Here is a 22,222-nt window from a genome sequence, read left to right on the forward strand (position 1 = left end):
GTGACAGTGTCGAGGCGGTCGTAGCGAACTTTCGCCAACACCGGGTACATCATGATCAGCAGGCCGAGGGCGATCGGCAGGGAGATGCCGTCGATCTGCACCTTGTCCAGGGCAGTGTTCACACCGGGGATCCAGCGTCCAACCAGCAGGCCGACGACCATGGCCACGCCGATCCAGACCGCCAGATAGCGGTCGAGGGTGGAGAGTTTTCCGACGACTGCGGGGTGTTCGGTGGTGACAGCGGTGTTGCTCATGCGCTGACCTCTGCGCATGCGTCCGCGACACTCACGCTCGTACCTTCAACCAGTAGAACGGCGGAAAGCTGTTGCAGTGCAGTAGGAATCACCCAGTAGTACACCCAGGTCCCGCGACGTTCACAGTCAAGCAGCCCGGCCTGACGCAACACCTTGAGATGATGCGAGATAGTCGGCTGAGACAGATCGAACGAGTCGGAGATGTCGCAGACGCAGGCTTCACCACCCTCGTGACTTGCCACCAAGCTGAGCAAGCGGAGGCGAACCGGATCGCCGAGAGCTTTGAACATCCGCGACAGGTCGCCGGCCCAATCCTCGGTCAGCGGTTCACGGACGAGCGGGGTGCAGCAAGCCTCGGACTCCGGTGGCTCTTGATTCGACATTCTTCGATATTGACAGATATCGAATCAACGCGCAATCGAGTGCCCGGTCGGCCGGATCCCGGACTCACCCCTCGGCGGTCACCGCACGTCGTTCGAGCAGAACAGTGTCACGCCACACACCGTCGAGCTGGGCAATCTTCTCGCGGAGACCGATAGTTCTGAACCCGGCCGAATGATGCAGCGAGATGGAGGCGCGATTCTCGGGAAATATCGACGTCTGCAGTGTCCAGAGGTCGTCGACATCAGCGGCCATGACTTGCTTGCGCAACAACGCCTTTCCGACACCCCGACCACGCATTCCGCCCGCGACGTACACGGAGTTTTCCGCCACCCCGCGGTAGCAGTCACGCTCGGAAACTGGACTCAACGCAGCCCAACCGACAACAACACCCTCGATAGTCGCGACCCACCGATGCTTCGACAGCCACCGTTCGTGGAGATGCTCACGCGAGGGGACCTCAGTAGCAAAGGTGGCATTTCGGGTGTCGATACCCTCGCCGTAAATACGGCGAACCGCATCCCAGTCGTCGTCGATCATGGCCCGGACAGAGACATCGTCGGGCAGATCACTCGGGCAGCAAGGACGCGGAGCAAGGACTCCCATCACCACGTCCGCCGCCTGCGGCAAGGCAACGCAACACGTCGGATTCACCGCGACGACCGTGCTCGTCCCCTCCTTACGCATGGTCACAAAACCCACATCGGCGAGCTTGCGCAGGTGGTGCGACACCGTCGGTTGTCCGATCCCCAACGCTTCGGCGAGCGCTCCGACGGTAATACCACCGACCGCGCTCGCCACCCGGTGAAGCAATCGGACGCGCATCGGCTCGGCAAGGCAGGCGAACCACTGCGCGTAGGTATCGGCATCGCCCTGCGCGAGGACGGAAGAACCAATCTGATCCGGGTCCGAATCACCGACGCGCACCGTCGGAGTCTGCAGCGATGTCATCTCTCCACTATATCGACAGCTGTCGATGGTTGCCTACATTGATGATTGTCGATACAGTTCCACTAAGATCGATAATCGTCGATGAAAGGTACGAGATGAACCCCCTACCCGTTGTCGTGATCGGGGCCGGCCCGATCGGCCTGGCAGCCGCAGCAGAACTGCGCGAACGCGGACTCACACCCCTTGTCTTCGAGCGCGGAAGCACAGCCGGTGCTGCGATCTCCGAGTGGAATCACGTTCGACTGTTCTCCCGGTGGTCCGAACTCGTCTCCCCCGCCGCGCAGCGACTCCTCGAGCAGAATGGATGGCGCTCTCCCGACGCTGAGACGTACCCGACCGGCCGGCAATGGCGCGACCTCTACCTCGGGCCACTCGCCTCAACACTCGGCGACGCCATCCAGTTCGACACCGAAGTGATCGGCGTAGCCCGACGCGGACGTGACCTGGTCGTCGACGCCGGCCGCGATACCGAACCCCTCTCAATTCATCTGCGCCGCCGTGACGGAACCGAGGACCGCGTGTTCGCCCAGGCGGTTGTCGACGCATCCGGCACCTGGGGTACTCCCAACCCGCTCGGCGGTGAAGGTCTTCCCGCCCTCGGCGAGGGCGCTGTGGGCACTGCGATCAGGTACCGGGTTCCTGATCTCGACGATCCGGCGGTGCGTGCACAGTTTGCCGGAAAACACACGGTCATCGCGGGGAGCGGCCACTCTGCGCTGACGGCGATCGTTGCGCTGTCGGGGTTGGCGGAGCAGGCTCCGAGCACCCGCATCATCTGGGCGGTCCGCCGAGGAAACGTCGACTCAGCGTTCGGTGGCGGCGAAGCTGACGAACTGCCCGCGCGCGGCGCCCTGGGACTGCGCGCAAAGAAGGCCGTCGAAGACGGACTACTGAGAGTGGTCACCGGCTTCCGCACCGCAGAGGTGACAACAACCCCTTCGGGACAACTCGTACTTGCCTCCGATGCCGGTGATCGCATCGAGAACGTGGACAACGTCATAACGCTGACCGGATTCCGCCCCGATCTTTCCTGGCTTTCGGAAATTCGACTCGGCCTCGACCCGGTCTTACAAGCACCGGTCGAGTTGGCTCCACTGATCGACCCGAACGTCCACTCGTGCGGCACGGTGTACCCGCATGGCGCGAAGGAGCTTCGCCATCCGGAGCCAGGCGTGTACTTGGCAGGAATGAAAAGCTACGGCCGGGCACCCACCTTCCTGGCGATGACCGGCTACGAGCAGGTTCGCAGCATCGCCGCCGAACTCGCCGGCGATCACGAAGCGGCAGCCCGGGTCGAGTTGATCCTTCCGGAGACCGGAGTCTGCGGCGGTGCAGGTGTTTTCGACGAAGCTGACGCAGCGGAAGCCGAAGGCGGGGAAGCCGAGGGCGGATGCTGCGGCGCACCCACTCCGGAACTGATCACCTTGTCCGCTCCGTCTGGCAACACCCGCGGCTAGAAACAGTCCATGACGACGGATCCACCCCGCCGGGCTGCCACATCCGACCGAACAAGGCATGCTGATCGTGTGCATACTTTCGAGGTCTGGGCGCCAACGCCGGAATCGGTCCGGGTCGAAGTCGATGGCATCACGCACGACATGGAGCGGACCGACGACGGGTGGTGGCGAGGCGAGGTCGACTGCGACAACGAAGCTCGCTACGGCTTTGTCGTCGACGGTCAAATACTCCCGGATCCGCGGTCACCACGCCAGCCCGAAGGCGTGCATCTCCGCTCCCAACTGCACCAACTCGACGAGTCCTCCTGGACCGACTCTCAGTGGACCGGACGGCAACTCCCAGGATCGTCGGTCTACGAACTGCACATCGGAACGTTCACCCCCGAAGGAACTTTCGACGCCGCGATCGAGCGTCTCGATCACCTCGTGGACCTCGGCGTCGGGTTCGTCGAGATCATGCCGGTCAACGGTTTCAACGGAACTCACAATTGGGGCTACGACGGTGTGCTCTGGTACACGGTCCACGAGATCTACGGTGGCCCGGACGGATTGCAACGCTTGGTGAATGCGGCCCACGAACGCGGACTCGGCGTGATTCTGGACGTGGTCTACAACCACCTGGGCCCGTCGGGCAACTACCTCGAAAAGTTCGGCCCCTACATTGCCGATGGAGCGAACACCTGGGGCCGAACGATCAACATCGGAGGCCCGCAGTCGGGCGAGGTTCGCGAATACATCATCGGGAATGCCCTGCGATGGATGCGTGATTTCCACATCGACGGTCTACGCCTCGACGCCGTCCACGCGTTGGTCGATCACACTGGAACGCACATCCTCGAGGAACTCGCCGTCCGAACGGAAACACTGTCGGCTCATCTGGGCCGACCGCTCACGTTGATTGCCGAAAGTGATCTCAACGACGCCACTCTGATCACGCCACGAGCGGCGGGCGGGTTCGGCTTGGACGCGCAGTGGGACGACGACATCCATCACACCATTCACACAGCCGTCTCCGGCGAACGCCAGGGTTATTACGCCGACTTCGGATCCTTGGAATCTCTTGCAAGTACATTGCGGCGCGGGTTCTTCCACGCCGGAACGTATTCCTCGTTCCGTGGGCGGGTTCACGGCCGGCCGATCGACATCACGCATCAGCCCGCCAGTGCTCTGCTCGCATACACGTGCACCCACGATCAGATCGGCAACCGAGCGATCGGCGACCGCCCGAGCGCCTATCTGACGCCAGGACAATTGGCGATCAAGGCAGCACTGGTCCTGCTCTCGCCGTACACGCCGATGCTGTTCATGGGCGAAGAATGGGGAGCCACCACTCCGTTCCAGTTCTTCACCTCGCATCCGGAACGGGAACTCGGCGAGGCCACCGCCAAGGGCCGTAAGGCGGAGTTCGCGGCACACGGCTGGAACAGCGCCGACATTCCGGATCCGCAAGATCCACAGACATTTCTGCGATCGAAACTGGACTGGGACGAGCGAACCGACCAGACACATGCTCGCGTCCTGGCGTGCTATCGCGATCTCCTTGCCCTGCGCAAGAAGCGAATCGAGATCACCGACCCCTGGCTGGGGCACCTGCACGTCGACTACGACGAGGACGACCAGTGGATCACCCTACGCCGCGGCGCATTACAGATCGTGTGCAATCTGGGAACGGACGCGGCCTCGGTCCCAGCCGGCGGAACCCCCATCCTCTGGTGGGATCCGCCGACACAGGACGAGACCGCGTCCGCAACAGTCGTGCCTGGGCACTCGTTCGTCGTACTCGAAAGCTGACTACCCGGATTCTGCAGGAGCTAGCGCTTCGCGTTCTACCGTTCCACGCGTTAACGCTTCGCGTTCTCTGGTGTACTCCGCAGCATCCGCAATACCAATGCGGCACTGACGAACAGAACCAAAGCGGTTGCGCCGGCGGCAACGTGCATACCGTCGACAAACGCCGCCTTCGCGGAATCGGCAAGCACCGAACCGAGTTCACCAGGTAGGTACGTCGCTTCCTGCAGCGCACCGCCGAGGGTGCCCTGCGCAGCGTGCGCCTGATCTGCTTCGAGCATGGACGTGTCGATTCCCTTGCGGAAGATCGCCATCACCACGCTGCCCAGGATCGCCACACCGAGCGCGATACCGAGTTCGTACGCAGTCTCCGACACCGCGGACGCAGCGCCGGCACGCTCGGGTTCCACCGAACTGACCACAAGATCCGACGTCAGGGTCAGTGCGACACCGACACCTGCACCGGCCAGACCGAAGCCGATCACGAACATCAACGGGCCGCTGTCCACCCCGAGGGCGAGCAGCATCGCAGCACCGATTCCGGCAACCGCGAGGCCTGCGCTGAGCACGTGAGACACCGACCACCGGCGAATCAACCAGGCCGCCGCAACCGCGGTGAATGCGCTGAGCAACATACCCGGGAGCATCAGCAGGCCGGCGTCGAGCGCCGAGTTACCCAGCACCAACTGCAGGTACTGCGAGCCGAAGAACAGGACACCGGCGAGTGCGAAGATCGAGAGCAGGTTGGTGATGACGGCGGTGGAAAACGACGCATTGGCAAACAGTTTCAGATCCAACATCGGATCCTTCAGCATCCGCTGACGACGCACGAACACGTAGCCGGCGGCGAGACCCACAAGGCCGATCACCAGCAACGTGATGCTGACGCCGTGCACCACGGATTCCTTGACCGCGTACACCAACGGCAACATGGTCGCCATCGACAGACCAGCGCTGATGAGGTCGAATCGCCCCGGGTTGGGGTCTTTCGACTCCGGGATAAGGATCGGGCCGAGTACTACCAGCGCGATCATGACCGGGATGTTGATCAAGAAGACCGAACCCCACCAGAAGTGCTCGAGCAACCAACCACCGACCAAAGGGCCTGCCGCTGTACCGCCACCGGCCATCGCGCCCCAGACACCGATTGCCTCGGTGCGCTGACGCGGGTTGACGAAGATCGTGCGGATCAGACCGAGGGTGGCCGGCATCAGCGTTGCACCGGAAATACCCTGCAGCACGCGGGCGGCAATGAGCATCTCGGGACTGACAGCAAGAGCGGCGATGATCGAGGCGAGACCGAAGCCGACTGCGCCGATCAGGAGCAGTTTTCGCCTACCGATCCGGTCACCGAGCGTACCCATGGTGATGAGCAGACCGGCGAGCACGAACGAATAGACGTCGATGATCCACAGCAACTGCGTGCTGCTCGGCTCGAGATCGGCGCTGATGAACGGAAGCGCAAGATCGAGCACCGTGCCGTCGACTGCGATGAGCAACACAGCAAAGGCAAGGACTATCAAGCCCGCCCAGTCACGCTTTGTCGCCCGAACCTCGTCGGGATTGATTGCAGACGTCTGATCTGCCGACACTGACATTGCTCCCCTGCGACTTTCTCTGAGTTCTTTCGAAAAAATTTCACTGAACCGTCCAGCCGGTACAGTAGGTCTACGGTAACAGTGAACCGTCCAAGCGGTAAAGTTATTTCCGGGTAGGGTCACATCACATGGCTGCCGACACTCGCGATCGAATTCTCGACGCACTGGAGAAGCTGCTGCTGGTCAGCGGCGTTGCCCAAGTCACGCTCGAAGGCGTTGCCGCCGAAGCCGGGGTTTCCAAGGGCGGACTTCTCTATCACTTCCCCAGCAAGGAAGCACTCCTCGCGGCGATGGTCCGCAGACTCGGAGAACGCTCGGATCAACAACTCGAAGACGCCGTAGCAGGCGGTACGACGGTCACCGAGTTCTATCTGCAGATCCCCGATGCGAACGAAAGCGAAGAACTCTCACTCTTCCGGTCGATCATCGCGGCACTGAGAACAGTCGACGGACAACACGACGAGATCCAGAAAGCCGTTACCCACGTGATGCGCAGCTGGGACAAGGGCCTTCAGACCGAGATCGCCGATCCCATACAAGCCGAGATCATCCGACTCGTCGGCGACGGTCTATACCTGGCGGCCATGCTCGGGCTCCCCCAGCCAGATCCCGAATTGCATCGACAGGTGGTCGAGCGACTGCGGCCCTGACCGGGGGCGTCCCTTACGTCAGATAGCGGTACGCCGGGCTTCCCGGCTCGAGCCTCTCGGACTGCATCGGCGCGCGCTCCATCCGCTCGAGCAACGCCGCCAACCCGTCGGCGGAACCGAGTTCGATACCCACCAACGCGGCACCCGTCTCGCGATTGTTTCGCTTGACGTACTCGAACAGCGCGATGTCGTCGTCCGGCCCGAGCACGTCCGAGAGGAAGCGACGGAGCGCTCCCGGTTCCTGCGGAAAGTCCACCAGGAAGTAGTGCTTGAGCCCGAGGTGAACGAGCGAACGCTCGAGGATTTCGCCGTAACGGGATACGTCGTTGTTGCCACCGGAAATCAGGCACACGACGGTCGAACCCGGCTCGAACGTCAAATTCTGAAGTGCCGCAACGGAAAGCGCTCCCGCGGGTTCGGCGATGATGCCCTCGCTCTGATACAGCTCGAGCATCGCCGTGCAGATAGCGCCCTCGTCGATCTGATTGACGACAAACGATCCCGAACCGGACCGTGTCTGAAGTTGACGAGCCACGAGCGGCAACGACGCGTGCGACACCACGGCGGCACCCAGACGTGAGACGACCTCGTAGGGAACATCGCCGATCCTCTTGACCGCTGCCCCGTCGACAAATGGATCGACGTCGGGAAGAGTCACCGGGCCCCCGGCAACGAGAGCGGCCGTCATGGACGCCGCGCCGGACGGCTCGATCCCGACGATCGACGTCTTGGGCGATCGCTCGTGCAGATAGGTGGCTATGCCCGCGATGCAACCGCCGCCGCCGACCGGCACGACGATCGTGTCGAGAGGTGCGTCCAGTTGCGTGAGAATCTCCGCTGCGATGGTTCCTTGCCCCGCAGCGGTGCGCACGTCGTCGAACGGGGGAACCATGGTTGCGCCGGTTTCGGCTACGTCCTCCGCGGCCGCAGCAGCGGCGGCGTCATAGGTCTCACCGATCATGAACAGTTCGACAAACGCTCCACCGTGGGCGCGGATGCGATCACGCTTCTGCTTGGGGGTATTTGCCGGAACGTAGATCCGACCCTTGATCTGCATCGTTCGGCACGCGAAGGCAACACCCTGCGCATGGTTACCGGCACTGGCAGTCACCACGCCGGCCGCGCGCTCGGCCTCGTTGAGCTGAGCGATCAGGTTGTACGCGCCACGAATCTTGTACGAACGAACGCCCTGGAGGTCCTCGCGCTTGAGGTACACGTGCGCGCCGGTCAACGCCGAAAGACGGTCGCTGTACTGCAGGGGTGTCGCCGCAATGACGTGCTGAATTCGCTCGATGGCCGCGTCGATCTCCTGCGCGTCGAGCGCGGGGACGGTGGACTTCGTTACTACGACATCGGGCGAGTTAGACACTCCGCCATTTTCGCACGTCGGGGATCAACCTTCCCACCACCCCGCCCCACATGGTCTGCGAGGCAGGGCGGCGGGTAGGTCAGCCGCGAGGATCCAACTGTGAGGGACGTGGCACGTTCCGCAGATTCGACTTGGCCATCTGCACAGCCTCGCCGACGCCGCCGTTCATCACCATCTTCGACATCGCCAAAGCGAAGCCCTTCATCTGACCACCGGTGATGGTGGGCGGCAACGACAATGCCAGCGGATCGGTCACCAGATCAACCAAGGCCGGACCGTCGTGATCGAGCGCGGCGCGTAGGCCCGCTTCGATGTCCGCGGGATTCTCGATTCGGCGCGAGAAGATACCGAGCGCAGCAGCAACCGCCGCGTAGTCGACCGCGGGCACGTCGACCCCGAAATCCGGAAGGCCGTCGACCAGCATCTCGAGCTTGACCATTCCGAGCGTCGAGTTGTTGAACACCACGATCTTGACCGGCAACTTGTACATCGCGACGGTGACCAACTCACCGAGCAGCATCGACAATCCACCGTCGCCCGACACCGAGATGACCTGACGCCCCGGACTCGACCATGCCGCACCCATCGCATGTGGGAGCGCATTGGACATGGATCCGTGCAGCGCCGAGGAGATGAAGCGTCTCGATCCGTTCGGATTGAGATAGCGCGCCGTCCACACGTTGCACATCCCGGTGTCGGCGGTGAAGATCGCGTCGTCGGCCGCCAGATCGTCGAGGATCGAGGCCGCATACTCGGGATGAATGGGTGTGCGCTGCTTGACCGGATCCGTGTACGCACCAACCACTTTGGTCATCAGAGTGTTGTGCTTTGCGAGCGTATCCTCCAGGAACCCGCGGTCGGTCTTTCGATCGAGTTGCGGAATCAGTGCGCTCAAGGTGCTCGCGACGTCACCGTGCACCGCCAGGTCCAGGCTGGTTCGACGCCCCAACCGCTCGGCCGCGATGTCGATCTGAGCGGTACGAACGTCATCGGGCAAGAACTGGTCGTAAGGAAAGTCCGTTCCGATGAGGAGCAGAAGATCGGCGCCGTGGATACCGTCGTGCGCCGCACCGTAACCGAGCAATCCGGTCATCCCGACGTCGTACGGGTTGTCGTACTGGATCCATTCCTTGCCGCGCAGCGAATGCCCGATGGGAGCCCCGACGGTTTCGGCCAGCGCCAACACCTCGGCGCGTGCGTCTCGCACGCCTGCGCCGGCGAAGATCGCAACCTTACGCGAACCGTTGATCACATCTGCCAACGCCAACACGTCACCGGCATCCGGAACGACTGTCGGCCTTCGGGTTTCGACGAGCGTCGGCGGGGTGCCTTCTGCCGGACAATCGGCGATGTCCCCGGGAAGCACGATCACCGAGACGCCGTTTCGAGCCACCGAATGCTGAATCGCCGACTGCACCACGCGAGGTGATTGGACTGCCGTGCTGACGAGTTCGGTGTAACTCGAACATTCGATGAAGATCCGCTCGGGATGCGTTTCCTGAAAGTAGCCCATTCCGATCTGGGCACTGGGGATGTGTGAGGCGATCGCGAGGACCGGGGCGCCCGAACGATGAGCGTCGTACAGGCCGTTGATCAGGTGAAGGTTTCCGGGACCGCAGGATCCGGCACACACCGCGAGTTTTCCGGTGATCTGGGCATCCGCTGCGGCCGCAAACGCAGCTGCTTCCTCATGACGGACGTGTATCCAGTCGATTCCGCCCTTTTCGGAACCACCGGTGCGACGTACCGCATCGACGATGGGATTGAGACTGTCACCGACAATTCCGTAGATCCGACTGACACCCGCGTCAACGAGCTGCTGAACCAATTGATCTGCAACGGTTTTCGGACTCATCAGACCTCCATGACACACTCACGGGAGTCGGGATCGCCGACCCCCGCGAGTGACGATTTGCTTGTGGTTTATGCAGTGCTTCTTGTGGACTGCCGTTTCGTGAGGACTGCAGTGCGTTACTTGGGTTCGAGCACGAACACCGGGATCTCACGATCGGTCTTCGTCTGATAATCGGCGTAGTCGGGGTACGCAGCGACAGCGCGCTCCCACCAGATCGCCTTCTCGTCTCCGGTGACTTCACGAGCAACCAGGTCGAAGACCTGCGTCGCGTCACGCAGCGTGACGTGCGGATCGGCTTTGACGTTGTAGTACCAAACCGGATTCTTCGGAGCGCCACCAAGCGAAGCCACAACGGCATACGAGCCGTCGTGCTCGACGCGCATCAGCGGCGTCTTCCTGACCTTGCCGGACTTTGCCCCGACGGTCGTGAGAACGACGACGGGCATGCCGTTCATGTCGTTTCCCTCGGTGCCACCGGAGTTCTCGATGCGTGCGACCTGATCGGCGGCCCACGACGCTGGACTGGGTTCGTACTCACCTGTGATTGGCATGTGTACCAGTGAACACCCACTCGAGCACCTTGGCCACCGAACCACACCGACCAGGTCCGTCGTCGGCACACTCCCCTGGTTGATCGATTAAGTGAGCTGCCGATCAATAAAGTTCGCTTGCCCGAACTCTCATCTCTGGTTACTCTGAAACCACAGCTTCGAATAGCCGTATCGCTAACCAGGCCGCAGCGAGAACAGACTGCACCGAGAAAGGGACGAGATGACTACCGCAGATATCTCCACTCGCGAATCACGCCCCTCGTCCGACCATTTCGTCGATCTGGCCGGGACTCGGTGGCCGCTGTACAAGATCGAAGCTCTCGCGGTCGGTTTTGTGCTGTTCGTGGTCGCCGGAGCTGTCACCCAGTCGATGCAGGTAGCCGTACTGACTGCCGCAACAGCAGCCGTGGTCACCTGGTGGGCGCGTCGCGTGTACTACTCACGCACCACCTGATCACCCCACTCCCCGATCTCCCGCGAACCACGAAGGGACCTTGCTGCTGATGCAGCAAGGTCCCCTCGTTCGGTTCAGATCCGCTCGATCGGCGGTCAGACCGTCAGACAGCTCGGCCCGAGCAATGCCTTCAGGTCGCCCATCAGCGCCGAGGACGGTTCGACCCGAAGGACGTCGTCGACCTTCCACAAGCTGATCTCGGTTCCGCCGATCAGCCGGACATGGACGTCGGACGTTCCGGGGTGCCTCGTCAGCACCTGCTTGAGAGCACTGAGCTTGTCCTTGGTGCATTGCCGAAGGGGCAGTGAGACCGACAGGGGGCGTGCGACCCCGATCGCCGAAATATCAGGCACCGCAAGGTCGTTGCCGATCAGCGACATCCGATCGTCTCGGATCGAAACGCGAGCCTTGACCAACACGATGGCATCCTCGGCGATGTCCATCCCGTACACGGCGTAGGCCTGCGGGAAGAACAGCACCTCGATTCCACCCACGAGGTCTTCGAGCTGCACGATGCACCAGGTCAGACCGTTCTTGTTGACCCGACGGTCCACCGAGGCAATGATTCCGCCGAGAGTTACCTGGGCACCGTCCTGAACGCCGCCTTCGAGTATCGCAGCGATGGACGTGTCGGACTGCTGGCGAAGAATGTGCTCGACGCCGTTGAGCGGGTGACCGGAAACATACAGCCCCAGCATCTCTCGTTCGAGTGCCAGGCGATGCTTGGAGTCCCACTCCTCCTCGGGAATCTTGACGTCGAACACCGAGGTGATCGACTCGTCCGCCTCGGCACCGCCGAAGAGGTCGAACTGTCCGATCGCCTCTGCCTTCTTGGTGCTCATCACGGAATCGATGGCGTCGGCATGGACCAACATCAGGCCCTTGCGCGGGTGACCCAACGAGTCGAAAGCACCGGCCTTGATGAGAGATTCGGTGACCTTCTTGTTGCAAGCCATCGCGTCGATCTTGCCGAGATAGTCGGAGAAATCGGTGAACTTCGATTTCTCCGTGCGCGCCTTGATGATCGAGGCAACGACGTTGGCGCCGACGTTGCGCACCGACCCCATACCGAAACGGATGTCGTCGCCGACGGTCGCGAAGTCGACGCGTGACTCGTTGACGTCCGGCGGGAGAACGGTGATGCCCAACTTGCGGCAGTCGGCGAGATAGATCGCGGACTTGTCCTTGTCGTCACCGACGGAGGTCAGCAGACCTGCCATGTACTCGGCCGGGTAGTTCGCCTTGAGGTACGCAGTCCAGTACGACACGAGTCCGTAGCCGGCGGAGTGCGACTTGTTGAACGCGTACCCGGCGAAGGGAAGGACCGTGTCCCACAGCGCCTTGATGGCCGCTTCGCTGAAGTTGTTGTCCAACATGCCCTGCCGGAAGCCGGCGTAGGCCTTTTCCAGCTCGGACAGCTTCTTCTTACCCATGGCGCGACGCAGCAAGTCGGCCTGACCCAGGGTGTAACCGGCCACCTTCTGCGCCAGTTGCATGATCTGCTCCTGGTAGATGATCAGGCCGTACGTTTCCGAGAGGATCTCCGCGAGCGGCTCCTCCAACTCGGGGTGAATCGGCTTGACGTCTTCCAAGGCGTTCTTGCGCTTGGCGTACGAGATGTGGGCGTCCACACCCATCGGCCCCGGTCGATACAGCGCCAATGCGGCGACGATGTCGCCGAATCCGGTGGGCTGCATCAGTTTCAGCAACTCGCGCATACCGCCGCCGTCGAGCTGGAACACACCGAGAGTGTCGCCGCGGGCGAGCAGTTCGTATGTTGCCGCATCGTCCATCGGCAAAGTGTCGAGGTCCAGATCGATGCCGCGGTTGGCTTTGATGTTCTCGAGCGTGTCGCCGATAACCGTGAGGTTTCGCAGACCGAGGAAGTCCATCTTGAGCAGACCGATGGCTTCACACGAGGGGTAGTCCCACCCGGTGATGATGGCGCCGTCCTGGGCGCGCTTCCAGACCGGGATTGCGTCGGTGAGCGGTTCGGACGACATGATGACCGCGCAGGCGTGCACACCGGCGTTGCGGATCAGCCCTTCCAGACCCACCGCGGTCTTGTAGATCTTCGCGACGTCCGGGCTGGAGTCGATGAGCGCTCGAACCTCGACTGCCTCCTTGTACCGCTCGTGCTTCGGATCGGTGATACCGGAAACCGAGATGTCCTTGGCCATGATGGGCGGCGGGAGCGCCTTGGTGATCTGATCGGCGATGGCAAAGCCCGGCTTACCGAACTGGACGCGAGCCGAGTCCTTGATGGCAGCCTTGGTCTTGATGGTGCCGAAGGTGATGACCTGGGCGACCTTGTCGTTGCCCCACTTGTCCGTCGCGTAGCGAACCATCTCGCCGCGACGGCGATCATCGAAGTCGATATCGATATCGGGCATGGACACACGCTCGGGGTTGAGGAATCGCTCGAACAGCAACCCGTACGGGATGGGGTCGATGTTGGTGATCCCCATCGCGTAGGCCACCAACGAACCGGCAGCCGATCCACGGCCGGGCCCGACGCGGATTCCGACGTCCTTGGCGTGGTTGATCAGGTCGCCGACCACCAGGAAGTAGGCCGGGAAGCCCATTTCGTTGATGACGCCGATCTCGTAGTCGGCGCGGGCGAGGTACTCCTGCGGAGGTCCGCTCGGGAAGCGGCGATCGAGTCCGCGCATCACCTCGGCGCGCAGGAAGGTCTGCTGCGTGTGACCCTCCGGGACCGGGAAGATCGGCATGCGGTCGTGGAACGCCCACACGTCCTCGTACGACTGCACACGCTCGCCGATGGCCACGGTGTTGTCGCACGCCCCCGGTACTTCGCTGTCCCAGATGGCGCGCATCTCGGCAGCGGACTTGAGGTAGTAGCCGTCGCCGTCGAACTTGAAGCGAGTGGGGTCGGACAGCGTCTTGCCGGTCTGGATACAGAGCAGCGCCTCGTGGTTCTCGGCGGCGTCCTTGGTGACGTAGTGGCAGTCGTTGGTGGCAAGCGGCGGGATACCGAGTTGCTTGCCGATGTCGAGCAGACCCTCGCGCACACGGCGCTCGATCGAGAGACCGTGATCCATCAGTTCGAGGAAGAAGTTGTCCGGTCCCCAGATCTCCTGCCACTTCGCGGCAGCTTCGAGAGCCTCGCGGTCGTGGCCGAGACGAAGGCGCGTCTGGATCTCACCCGAAGGGCAGCCCGTGGTGGCGATGATGCCCTCGGCGTGCGCCGCGATGAGTTCCTCGTCCATGCGAGGCCACTTGCCGAGCTGTCCCTCGATTGACGCGAGAGAAGACAGCTTGAAGAGGTTTCGGAGCCCCGTGGCGTTCTCGGCCACCATCGTCATGTGCGTGTACGCACCGCTACCGGAGACGTCGTCGGACTTCTGGCTGCGATCTCCCCAGAGAACTCGCTTTGTGTTGAAGCGGGATTCGGGTGCGATGTACGCCTCGATGCCGATGATCGGCTTGATGCCGGCACTCTTGGCCTCGTTGTAGAACTGGCTGGCGCCGTACATGTTTCCGTGGTCGGTCATGCCGACAGCGGTCATTTCGAGACGAGCGGCCTCCTCGAACATGGCGCCGACCTTGGCCGCACCGTCGAGCATCGAGTACTCGGTGTGATTGTGAAGATGTACGAACGAGTCAGCCACGTGCGCCTCTCTGAAGGTCTGGGAGCGAGATCGAGTGTATGCCGCGTTGCCGACACGTTCGGCGACCGCCATCGTGGAGTCGCAGTGTGCCGCCTCCGATCACGTGACCGGAACCTCGGGTTCGGCGCTCGACCTCATCGAACGCCGCGAACGTCGACTGGCGACGAAGGTATCTGTCGTGAAGATCACCAGCGCAGCCCAGATCAGTACGAAGCCGATCCAGCGTGAGGCCGGCATGTCCTCGTGCATGACGGCCACACCCCACGCCATCTGCAGCGCCGGGGTGAGGTACTGCAGCATGCCCATCGTCGCCAAGGGAACTCGCTGAGCGGCAACGCCGAACAGGAGCAGTGGCAGTGCGGTGACCGGGCCGGCGGCAAGCAGCAACAGGCTGTGTCCGGCGCCGCTGCTGATGAAGGCACCGGCCCCGGTCAGGCCGAGAAACACGAGGTAGCCGACCGCGAAGGGTGCGGCGACGACTCCCTCGGCAGTCAAACTGGTTCGGGGATCGAGCGGAACCACCTTCTTGACCAGCCCGTAGGTGGCAAACGAACCGGCGAGCACCAATGCGACGATCGGCGGTTTACCGAAGTCGACCGTGATCACGACAACTGCCGTTGCAGCGAGAACAAGGGCGGCGATCTGAGCGCGGCGCAATCGTTCGCGGAAGATCACGACGCCGAGCAGAACAGTGACCAGCGGGTTGATGAAGTACCCGAGGGCCGCCTCCACGACGCGGCCTGACACCACGGCATAGATGTACGTTCCCCAGTTCACCGCGATCGCCGCTGATGCCGCGGTCACCAGCAGCCAGGTGCGTGCGCTGATTCCGCAAAGCGATCGGAGGCGGCCGGCAAAGGCCAACACGATCAGCATCAACAGAAGGGTCCACACCACTCGGTGCGCAAGGATCTCGACCGGATCGGCGAAGTCGAGTAGTCCGAAGAATGCCGGGAACGTTCCCCACAACAGGAACGCCGCCACACCGTAGAGGATCCCCGAGGACGAACCGGACCTAGCGCGTCCGTCCTTGTTCACAGAACCGGAGTTCACGGAACCGGAGTTCACGGGACCGGGCCGTCGTCGGGGCCGGGAGCAACGACGTCCACGTACTCCGGCAGCAAGGGACGGACGGCCGCCAACCACGGCGAGGCGTCGGACGGCAACGCTTCCACTGCACGGACGTTCGAGTCATGTTCGATCGCTTCGAGTCCTTCGGGAGTAGCTCGCACCAGCACGCCCACCGCACAGGCGCACCCGGCGGACAATTGCTTCGCCGACGCGAGCGCCACCTGTTGCTGACGATCGGTGTCGCCGCCGAGCGAGATCAGTCGCGTGGCTGCAACACCGGGCGATCTGCGCACTGCTTCGTCGTTGTCGGGAACGGGCACGGACATGAGCGGCGTCTGGACGCGCTCGATCGGAACTCGGAACATGACCCTGGACACGCGAACGCCCGAGACCTCAGCGCCCGGCACCTGAACACTGCTGGTCGACGTGATGACCTCGTCGACGGTGAGTGCCTTCGTGAACGAGACCAACGCCCACACCGGCCCATCGACCGACGCGACAGAATCTCGCGCTCGGTCGAGGCAGTCCGGCACAGCTTCCCCACTGTCCGGACCGAGAGTGTCCGTCGTGATCGGCGGGGTCAGCACGGGATTCGCGAACCCCACGCCCACCACCGCCGCCACACCGACCACCACCGCGACGACGGCCAGCGCGGGGGTAAGCCCGCGCGGTGTCATGAGGACCGGAGAACTTCGAGTGCGTGTTCGAGGTCCTTCGGGTACTTGCTCTTGATCTCGACCCAGCGACCGTCCGCCGGGTGGGCGAAGCCGAGCGAGACTGCGTGCAGCCACTGGCGTTCGAGACCGAGCCTCTCGGCAAGTCGGGGGTCCGCGCCGTAGGTCAGGTCGCCGCAGCACGGATGGCGCAACGCCGAGAAGTGGACACGGATCTGGTGCGTGCGACCGGTTTCGAGGTGCACGTCCAGCAGACTCGCTGCCTGGAACGCCTCGATGGTGTCGTAGTGCGTGACGCTGGGCTTGCCATCGGCCGTGACCGTGAACCGCCAGTCGTTCCCGTGGTGGCGTCCGATGGGGGCGTCGATGGTTCCGCTGCTCGGGTCGGGGTGTCCCTGCACGAGAGCGTGGTAGCGCTTGTCGATGGTCCGCTGCTTGAAAGCGCGCTTGAGCAACGTGTATGCGCGCTCGGAGGTGGCAACCACCATGACACCCGACGTTCCGACGTCCAGACGGTGGACGATGCCCTGACGCTCGTGGGCACCGGACGTCGAGATACGGAAACCGGCCGCGGCAAGTCCGCCGATGACGGTCGGTCCCGTCCACCCGACGCTGGCGTGCGCGGCAACTCCGACGGGCTTGTCGACTGCAACGACGTCGTCGTCGGCGTAGAGGATCTCCATCCCCTCGACCGGTGTCGCCTCGATGGTCAGGGGCCGCGGCGGTTCGGGCAGGACAACCTCGAGCCACGATCCTGCGGTCAGACGATCGGACTTGCCGACGGCCACACCGTCGACGAGTACCGAGCCTTCTTCCGCGAGTGTCGCGACCACGGTGCGCGAGAGTCCGAGCAGGCGCGCGAGGCCGGCATCGACCCGCATGGCGTCGAGGCCGTCGGGCACGGGCATCGAACGGGATTCCCTCACTTGGTTTCTCCCTCGGCTGCGGCCTTCGATTCGGTGAGCTTCTTGTCGTCCGCCTTGTGATCACGCAGGCGTTCACCGTTGGGTTCGAAGCCGAAAAGAGTCAGTACGACGAGCAGGATCGCGCCACAGACGATCGCGGAATCCGCGATGTTGAACACGGGCCACCAACCGACGGAAACGAAGTCCACCACATGTCCGCGCATGATTCCGGGAGAGCGGAAGAATCGGTCGACGAGGTTACCCAGCGCGCCGCCGAGAACGAGGCCGAGACCGAGCGCCCACCACGGTGATCGGAGCGTGCGACCGATCTTGATCACACCGATGACGACACCGATGGCGACGAGGGTGAGGATCCACGTCATCGACGTCGCCATCGAGAACGCTGCACCGGGATTGCGCACCATCGTGAATGTGACCACGTCACCGATGATTTCGATCGGCTGCCCCGGCTTGACCGCGGCGACGGCCCACACCTTCGTGAGAATGTCCGAGAGCAGGATGACGGCGGCGATGGCAATGAGCATGGTCAGCCGGCGGGGCTTTGCGACCGGCGCAACCGCCAGGTCACCGTCTTCCGATTTCACGGCTTCCGGTTTCACGGTTTCGGGCTCGTCGGCCTTCGAGATTTCGGTAATCGGCTGATCCTCCGCGTTGACATCTCGGTCTGGGTGGTCTGTACTCACGCAACCATCATCCCTCATGTTCACCGCACCGGGTCACGCACTCTGCAACTGCGGCTAGCCTGGAGCGCGTGCCACTGCTGTCCACGACCGGCCGACGAGTTCCGTTCGCCCTCGCTGCCCTCGCTCTCACCACCGTTCTCACCGCTTGCGGCGACTCGGATCAACCTCCCACCACACCTACCTCGTCGCCGAGCGAAGTCACTGTTCCGGTGACCGCCGCCACCGTCGAGGTACTCGATGCGGGAAGCGAACCGCGCGAGGTATTGCGCATGAACTTGCCTGTCGGCACCACGCAGACGGCGACGCTCGTCACCCAGGCGGTCGTGAGTCAGCAGATCGATCAACAGCCGGCACAAGATTTCTCTTCGCCGGAGATCACGATCCCGCTCTCGGCAAACGTGACCGCTGACGATCCCACCGCTGTCGTGGATCTGACGCTGTCGTCGATGACCTCGCCGGATGCAACGCTGCAGGCAGCGCTGAGCGGGGCCGACGGATCTGCGGCCGGATTGTCGGTCACGGATTCGGGCGCCATCACCGCCCTACGGTTGAAGCCGTCCGCCAACTCGGCCAATGCTGCCCGCGCTGCAATCGAACAGGCGCTCGGCCAAGCGGTCTACCGGACCGTTGCACTCCCCGACGCTCCGGTCGGTGTCGGCGCACGTTGGGTGGTTCGACAACAAGTCAGCAGTGAAATCCTGCTCGATCAGACAACCACCGTCACGCTCACCGCGCGGGAGGGCAATCGGCTTTCGCTCGCGGTGGACGTATCGCAGACGCCGCAGAGCCCGGTCTGGAACCTGGCCGGTGACGCCGGAACGCTGAACATCGATCAGTACGTCATGGCCGGCTCCGGAAACCTCACCGTCGACCTCTCACTCCCCTTGCCGATCGACGGACAGATGACCGTCGGCGGCGACCAGGCGTACGGCGATCCGGACAGCTCCTCGGTGATCCGGCAGACCATCTCCAACAGCATTCGGTGGGAATCGTGACACGCCGGTCGCTCGCACTGGGCCTGACAGCAACGGCGGCACTGTTCGTCGTCACCGGTTGCGGCTCGGACGACTCTCCTAGTGCTGACACAACTACGCAGGTTTCCGCCCCACAGGTCGGCTTGGCGCCGTTCACAGCTGCTCCGGCCGCACCGCTGAGCGGGGCACCGCTCGACCGTGATGCGCTGCAGCGAGCCGCGCTCACCCTCTCCGAACTACCTGCGGACTTCGACATAGTTCCCGACCCGGTCGACGACCTCGGCCTCGCACCGGCGCCGGAGAGTTCGGAGGCGGACAAGTCGAGCACCGACCCCGCCGTCTGCGCTCAGGTTCTGGCACCGATAGCCACCCAGGCCGCCGGATCCGTCGCCGACCTCTCCGACATGTTCACCGGCCCCGATTTCACGAGCATCGATCAGGACTCTGCTTCGTACGCCGACGGCACCGCGGCAGCAGCAGCTTTCGAGAAACTTCAGACCACGCTGGCCGGGTGCGCGGAATATTCGGGAACCGATGCCGACGGAACGACAATCACCTATCGCGTCGGCGGAGCGTCGGACCCGAACGTCGGCGACGCGTCTTTCGCTTTCCGAATCATCACGGAGAGTGGCGGTTTCACCTTGGTCGCCGATGCGATCGTGGCCGCAGTCGGGACCACGTTGACCCAGGTGTCCGCAACTGCGCCGAGTCCGATCGCCCCCGACGTGCTGCACTCGATGGCATCGGCCGCCGCCGATCGCCTGCGCGCACAAACGCCCTGACAACGAGCGGATTAGTCCCGTCTCGGCCTTACGCGAATGATTCGGGACCACAGACCCTTTGACAACTGCCCGTCCACACTGAACGGTGAGAGTAGGTACGAAACAGACCAACGCGACACACTGATGTGAGGAGCCAGAGTTCATGCCGGAACCCAGAAGGTCAGATCACACCGATTACGTAGCCGTCAATCCGATCTTCTCGAGGCCCGGCGAGGATTCGGTTGCATCGAAGTACACACTCGAACCCGACGGCATGCTTCCCGAGACCGCGTATCAGATCGTCCACGACGAAACGATGCTCGACGGCAATGCGCGGCTCAATCTCGCGACGTTCGTCAGCACGTGGATGGACGATCACGCCACCAAACTGTATGCCGAGTCGTTCGACAAGAACATGATCGACAAGGACGAGTATCCACAGACCGCCGCGATCGAAACCTATTGCTGGCGCATCCTTGCCGACCTCTGGCACTCGCCCTCCCCCAAGGACGCAATCGGTACCTCGACGATCGGTTCGTCCGAGGCGTGCATGCTCGGTGGCCTGGCGATGAAACGACGCTGGCAGCACGCACGAAAAGCCGCGGGCAAGTCGACCGAAAAACCAAATCTCATCATGAGTTCCGCCGTCCAGGTGTGCTGGGAGAAATTCTGCAACTACTGGGACGTCGAGGCGCGCTACGTGCCGATCAGCGAGGAACACCGGACCCTCGACGGTCACGATCTGGACAAGTACGTCGACGAGAACACGATCGGCGTAATCGCGATCATGGGTGTCACGTACACCGGGATGTACGAGCCGGTCCTGGAAATCTCGAAGGCACTCGACGCGATCCAGGAAAAGACGGGACTCGACGTTCCCATCCACGTCGACGGCGCTTCCGGCGCAATGATCGCCCCGTTCCTACAGCCGGAACTCGAATGGGATTTCCGGCTCCCGCGCGTGCACTCCATCAACACGTCGGCGCACAAGTACGGACTCGTCTACCCCGGCCTCGGCTGGGTGGTCTGGCGATCGCAGGATCTACTTCCCGACGACCTCGTGTTCAAGGTGAGCTACCTCGGCGGCAGTATGCCGACCTTCGCGCTGAACTTCTCGCGGCCCGGCGCTCAGGTGATCCTGCAGTTCTACTTGTTCCTGCGTCTCGGCCACGACGGCTATCGCGCGATCCAGCAGTCCTCACAGGACGTGGCGAAATTCCTCGCCGAAGGAATCGGGAAGCTCGACGCCTTCGAATTGTGGAACGACGGTTCCGACATCCCGGTCTTCGCGTGGCGCCTCGCCGAGGGCCACACGTCCAACTGGACGCTGTACGACCTGTCGGACCGACTGCGAGGCAAGGGCTGGTTGGTGCCGGCCTATCCCATGCCGGACGATCTCTCGGATCTGACAGTGCAGCGCATCGTGGTTCGTAACGGACTGAGCATGGACCTGGCAGCCAATCTGCTGCGCATCATCGAAGAGGAAACCGCGTTCCTCGACGAACTCGACAGCCCGATGCCGCGGCCACGCGTCACCGAGGGATTCCATCACTGACGACGCTCACTGCATGAAGAGCGGCCGCCGACTCCCTTTCGGGAGTCGACGGCCGCTCTGGTGTTTCAGGTGTTGCGCAGAGATCAAGCAGCGCAAGCAGGCGAGGTCAGACCTGCAACGCCGACGATCTGGCAAGCGGTGGTCTTCGAGAGCTTCCAGACGCCGTCCTCGTAGACGAACGAAGCCTGCAGACCCTGCTGCAGCGGCTGGCCGTTGACGACGATGTTCAGCGAAGCTGCAGCCGTCTCGCTACCCGTGTCGGTGACCGGGTCGAGGATCTCGACCTGCGCGCCGGCAGCCTTGGCAGCAGCGGCGACCTGGTTGATCAGCTCCGGATCCTCCTCGGCTCCCTGGACGAGGTCGACCTTCTCGGCACCCGGAACGGACTCGTCGAGCGCCTGGGCGACCTTGGCGTTGAGCTCAGCGGACGTCGGCAGTTCAACGGTGGTCGGAGCCGCCGTGGTGGTGGTCGTCTTCGACGTTGTGGTGGGTGATGCTTCCTTTTCACCCGAGCTACAAGCGGTCATCGTGAGGGCTGCTGCGATCGCCACTGCTGCAACGGTCATCTTCTGAAGCTTCAACTTCTCAGTCCTATCCATTCGGGTGTTCACATTCGAGCGTCAGTCGAACATCGTGCT

Annotated in this window: 20 protein-coding genes; 7 read left to right on the forward strand and 13 right to left on the reverse strand. The window is 63.0% G+C overall.

What is annotated here, in order from left to right:
- The 3 genes from R4P70_RS09620 to R4P70_RS09630 all read right to left on the reverse strand — a co-directional run.
- Nucleotides 1–254, reverse strand: a 254-nt coding sequence (locus R4P70_RS09620) for an arsenic resistance protein (RefSeq protein WP_411742464.1), incomplete at its 3' end; no start/stop codon positions are given.
- Nucleotides 251–637, reverse strand: coding sequence for an ArsR/SmtB family transcription factor (locus R4P70_RS09625; RefSeq protein ID WP_042952095.1), 387 nt, complete (start codon nucleotides 635–637; stop codon nucleotides 251–253). The genes R4P70_RS09620 and R4P70_RS09625, both read right to left, overlap by 4 nt.
- A gap of 64 nt (nucleotides 638–701) precedes the next feature.
- The gene (locus tag R4P70_RS09630) at nucleotides 702–1,586 is read right to left on the reverse strand and encodes a helix-turn-helix domain-containing GNAT family N-acetyltransferase (protein ID WP_069146869.1); all 885 of its coding nucleotides are present in this window, start codon (nucleotides 1,584–1,586) and stop codon (nucleotides 702–704) included.
- 95 nt (nucleotides 1,587–1,681) lie between these two features.
- Here R4P70_RS09630 and R4P70_RS09635 point away from each other — a divergent pair, with 95 nt between their 5' ends.
- A complete protein-coding gene (locus tag R4P70_RS09635) occupies nucleotides 1,682–3,043 on the forward strand; it encodes an NAD(P)-binding domain-containing protein (RefSeq protein WP_317830748.1) in 1,362 nt (453 codons plus the stop codon).
- A 69-nt stretch (nucleotides 3,044–3,112) separates the two neighbouring features.
- Nucleotides 3,113–4,834, forward strand: coding sequence for a malto-oligosyltrehalose trehalohydrolase (gene treZ / locus R4P70_RS09640; RefSeq protein ID WP_317830749.1), 1,722 nt, complete (start codon nucleotides 3,113–3,115; stop codon nucleotides 4,832–4,834).
- Between the two features lie 50 nt (nucleotides 4,835–4,884).
- Here the strand turns inward: treZ and R4P70_RS09645 are convergent, their stop codons facing one another.
- On the reverse strand, nucleotides 4,885–6,429 hold the full coding sequence (locus R4P70_RS09645; protein WP_019748849.1) for an MFS transporter: 1,545 nt from the start codon (nucleotides 6,427–6,429) through the stop codon (nucleotides 4,885–4,887).
- Nucleotides 6,430–6,557: 128 nt separating this feature from the next.
- Between R4P70_RS09645 and R4P70_RS09650 the strand changes: the two genes are divergently transcribed.
- The gene (locus R4P70_RS09650) at nucleotides 6,558–7,079 is read left to right on the forward strand and encodes a TetR/AcrR family transcriptional regulator (RefSeq protein WP_019748850.1); all 522 of its coding nucleotides are present in this window, start codon (nucleotides 6,558–6,560) and stop codon (nucleotides 7,077–7,079) included.
- Between the two features lie 13 nt (nucleotides 7,080–7,092).
- Here R4P70_RS09650 and ilvA read toward each other — a convergent pair whose 3' ends face one another.
- From ilvA to R4P70_RS09665, 3 genes are all read right to left on the reverse strand, one after another.
- Nucleotides 7,093–8,448: a threonine ammonia-lyase IlvA gene (gene ilvA / locus R4P70_RS09655; RefSeq protein ID WP_019748851.1), complete on the reverse strand. Its 1,356-nt coding sequence runs from the start codon at nucleotides 8,446–8,448 to the stop codon at nucleotides 7,093–7,095.
- 79 nt (nucleotides 8,449–8,527) lie between these two features.
- Nucleotides 8,528–10,303: a pyruvate dehydrogenase gene (locus R4P70_RS09660; protein WP_021344546.1), complete on the reverse strand. Its 1,776-nt coding sequence runs from the start codon at nucleotides 10,301–10,303 to the stop codon at nucleotides 8,528–8,530.
- 116 nt (nucleotides 10,304–10,419) lie between these two features.
- Nucleotides 10,420–10,854, reverse strand: coding sequence for a nitroreductase family deazaflavin-dependent oxidoreductase (locus R4P70_RS09665; protein ID WP_019748853.1), 435 nt, complete (start codon nucleotides 10,852–10,854; stop codon nucleotides 10,420–10,422).
- A gap of 220 nt (nucleotides 10,855–11,074) precedes the next feature.
- Between R4P70_RS09665 and R4P70_RS09670 the strand changes: the two genes are divergently transcribed.
- The gene (locus tag R4P70_RS09670; protein ID WP_019748854.1) at nucleotides 11,075–11,308 is read left to right on the forward strand and encodes a hypothetical protein; all 234 of its coding nucleotides are present in this window, start codon (nucleotides 11,075–11,077) and stop codon (nucleotides 11,306–11,308) included.
- A gap of 95 nt (nucleotides 11,309–11,403) precedes the next feature.
- On the opposite strand, the gene dnaE is transcribed toward R4P70_RS09670, so the two are convergent.
- From dnaE to lspA, 5 genes are all read right to left on the reverse strand, one after another.
- A complete protein-coding gene (gene dnaE, locus R4P70_RS09675; RefSeq protein ID WP_256064347.1) occupies nucleotides 11,404–14,940 on the reverse strand; it encodes a DNA polymerase III subunit alpha in 3,537 nt (1,178 codons plus the stop codon).
- Nucleotides 14,941–15,039: 99 nt separating this feature from the next.
- Nucleotides 15,040–15,993 (reverse strand): EamA family transporter RarD, encoded by a 954-nt coding sequence (gene rarD / locus R4P70_RS09680; RefSeq protein WP_411742465.1) that lies wholly within the window; start codon nucleotides 15,991–15,993, stop codon nucleotides 15,040–15,042.
- A gap of 11 nt (nucleotides 15,994–16,004) precedes the next feature.
- Complete coding sequence (locus R4P70_RS09685; protein ID WP_317830750.1) at nucleotides 16,005–16,688, reverse strand: hypothetical protein; 684 nt, start codon at nucleotides 16,686–16,688, stop codon at nucleotides 16,005–16,007.
- Nucleotides 16,685–17,611 carry an RluA family pseudouridine synthase gene (locus R4P70_RS09690; RefSeq protein WP_007733161.1) on the reverse strand — a complete coding sequence of 309 codons (927 nt, stop codon included), beginning with the start codon at nucleotides 17,609–17,611 and terminating at the stop codon, nucleotides 16,685–16,687. Before R4P70_RS09690 ends, R4P70_RS09685 begins: the two co-directional genes overlap by 4 nt.
- Nucleotides 17,608–18,294: a signal peptidase II gene (lspA, locus tag R4P70_RS09695; protein ID WP_021344550.1), complete on the reverse strand. Its 687-nt coding sequence runs from the start codon at nucleotides 18,292–18,294 to the stop codon at nucleotides 17,608–17,610. Before lspA ends, R4P70_RS09690 begins: the two co-directional genes overlap by 4 nt.
- A 68-nt stretch (nucleotides 18,295–18,362) precedes the next feature.
- Here lspA and R4P70_RS09700 point away from each other — a divergent pair, with 68 nt between their 5' ends.
- The 3 genes from R4P70_RS09700 to R4P70_RS09710 all read left to right on the forward strand — a co-directional run bounded on the left by R4P70_RS09700 (nucleotide 18,363) and on the right by R4P70_RS09710 (nucleotide 21,584).
- Complete coding sequence (locus tag R4P70_RS09700) at nucleotides 18,363–19,289, forward strand: hypothetical protein (protein WP_019748859.1); 927 nt, start codon at nucleotides 18,363–18,365, stop codon at nucleotides 19,287–19,289.
- Nucleotides 19,286–20,050, forward strand: coding sequence for a sensor domain-containing protein (locus R4P70_RS09705; RefSeq protein ID WP_308370759.1), 765 nt, complete (start codon nucleotides 19,286–19,288; stop codon nucleotides 20,048–20,050). The genes R4P70_RS09700 and R4P70_RS09705 overlap by 4 nt, the downstream gene beginning before the upstream one ends.
- Before the next feature lie 142 nt (nucleotides 20,051–20,192).
- Nucleotides 20,193–21,584 carry a glutamate decarboxylase gene (locus R4P70_RS09710; protein WP_046378698.1) on the forward strand — a complete coding sequence of 464 codons (1,392 nt, stop codon included), beginning with the start codon at nucleotides 20,193–20,195 and terminating at the stop codon, nucleotides 21,582–21,584.
- Nucleotides 21,585–21,667: 83 nt separating this feature from the next.
- Here the strand turns inward: R4P70_RS09710 and R4P70_RS09715 are convergent, their stop codons facing one another.
- On the reverse strand, nucleotides 21,668–22,150 hold the full coding sequence (locus tag R4P70_RS09715) for a hypothetical protein (RefSeq protein ID WP_259119479.1): 483 nt from the start codon (nucleotides 22,148–22,150) through the stop codon (nucleotides 21,668–21,670).
- Between the last annotated feature and the right edge of the window lie 72 nt (nucleotides 22,151–22,222).

Origin of the sequence: Rhodococcus sp. IEGM 1241 (genome assembly GCF_033142365.1) — a bacterium.
GTDB classification, from domain to species: Bacteria; Actinomycetota; Actinomycetes; order Mycobacteriales; family Mycobacteriaceae; genus Rhodococcus_F; species Rhodococcus_F erythropolis.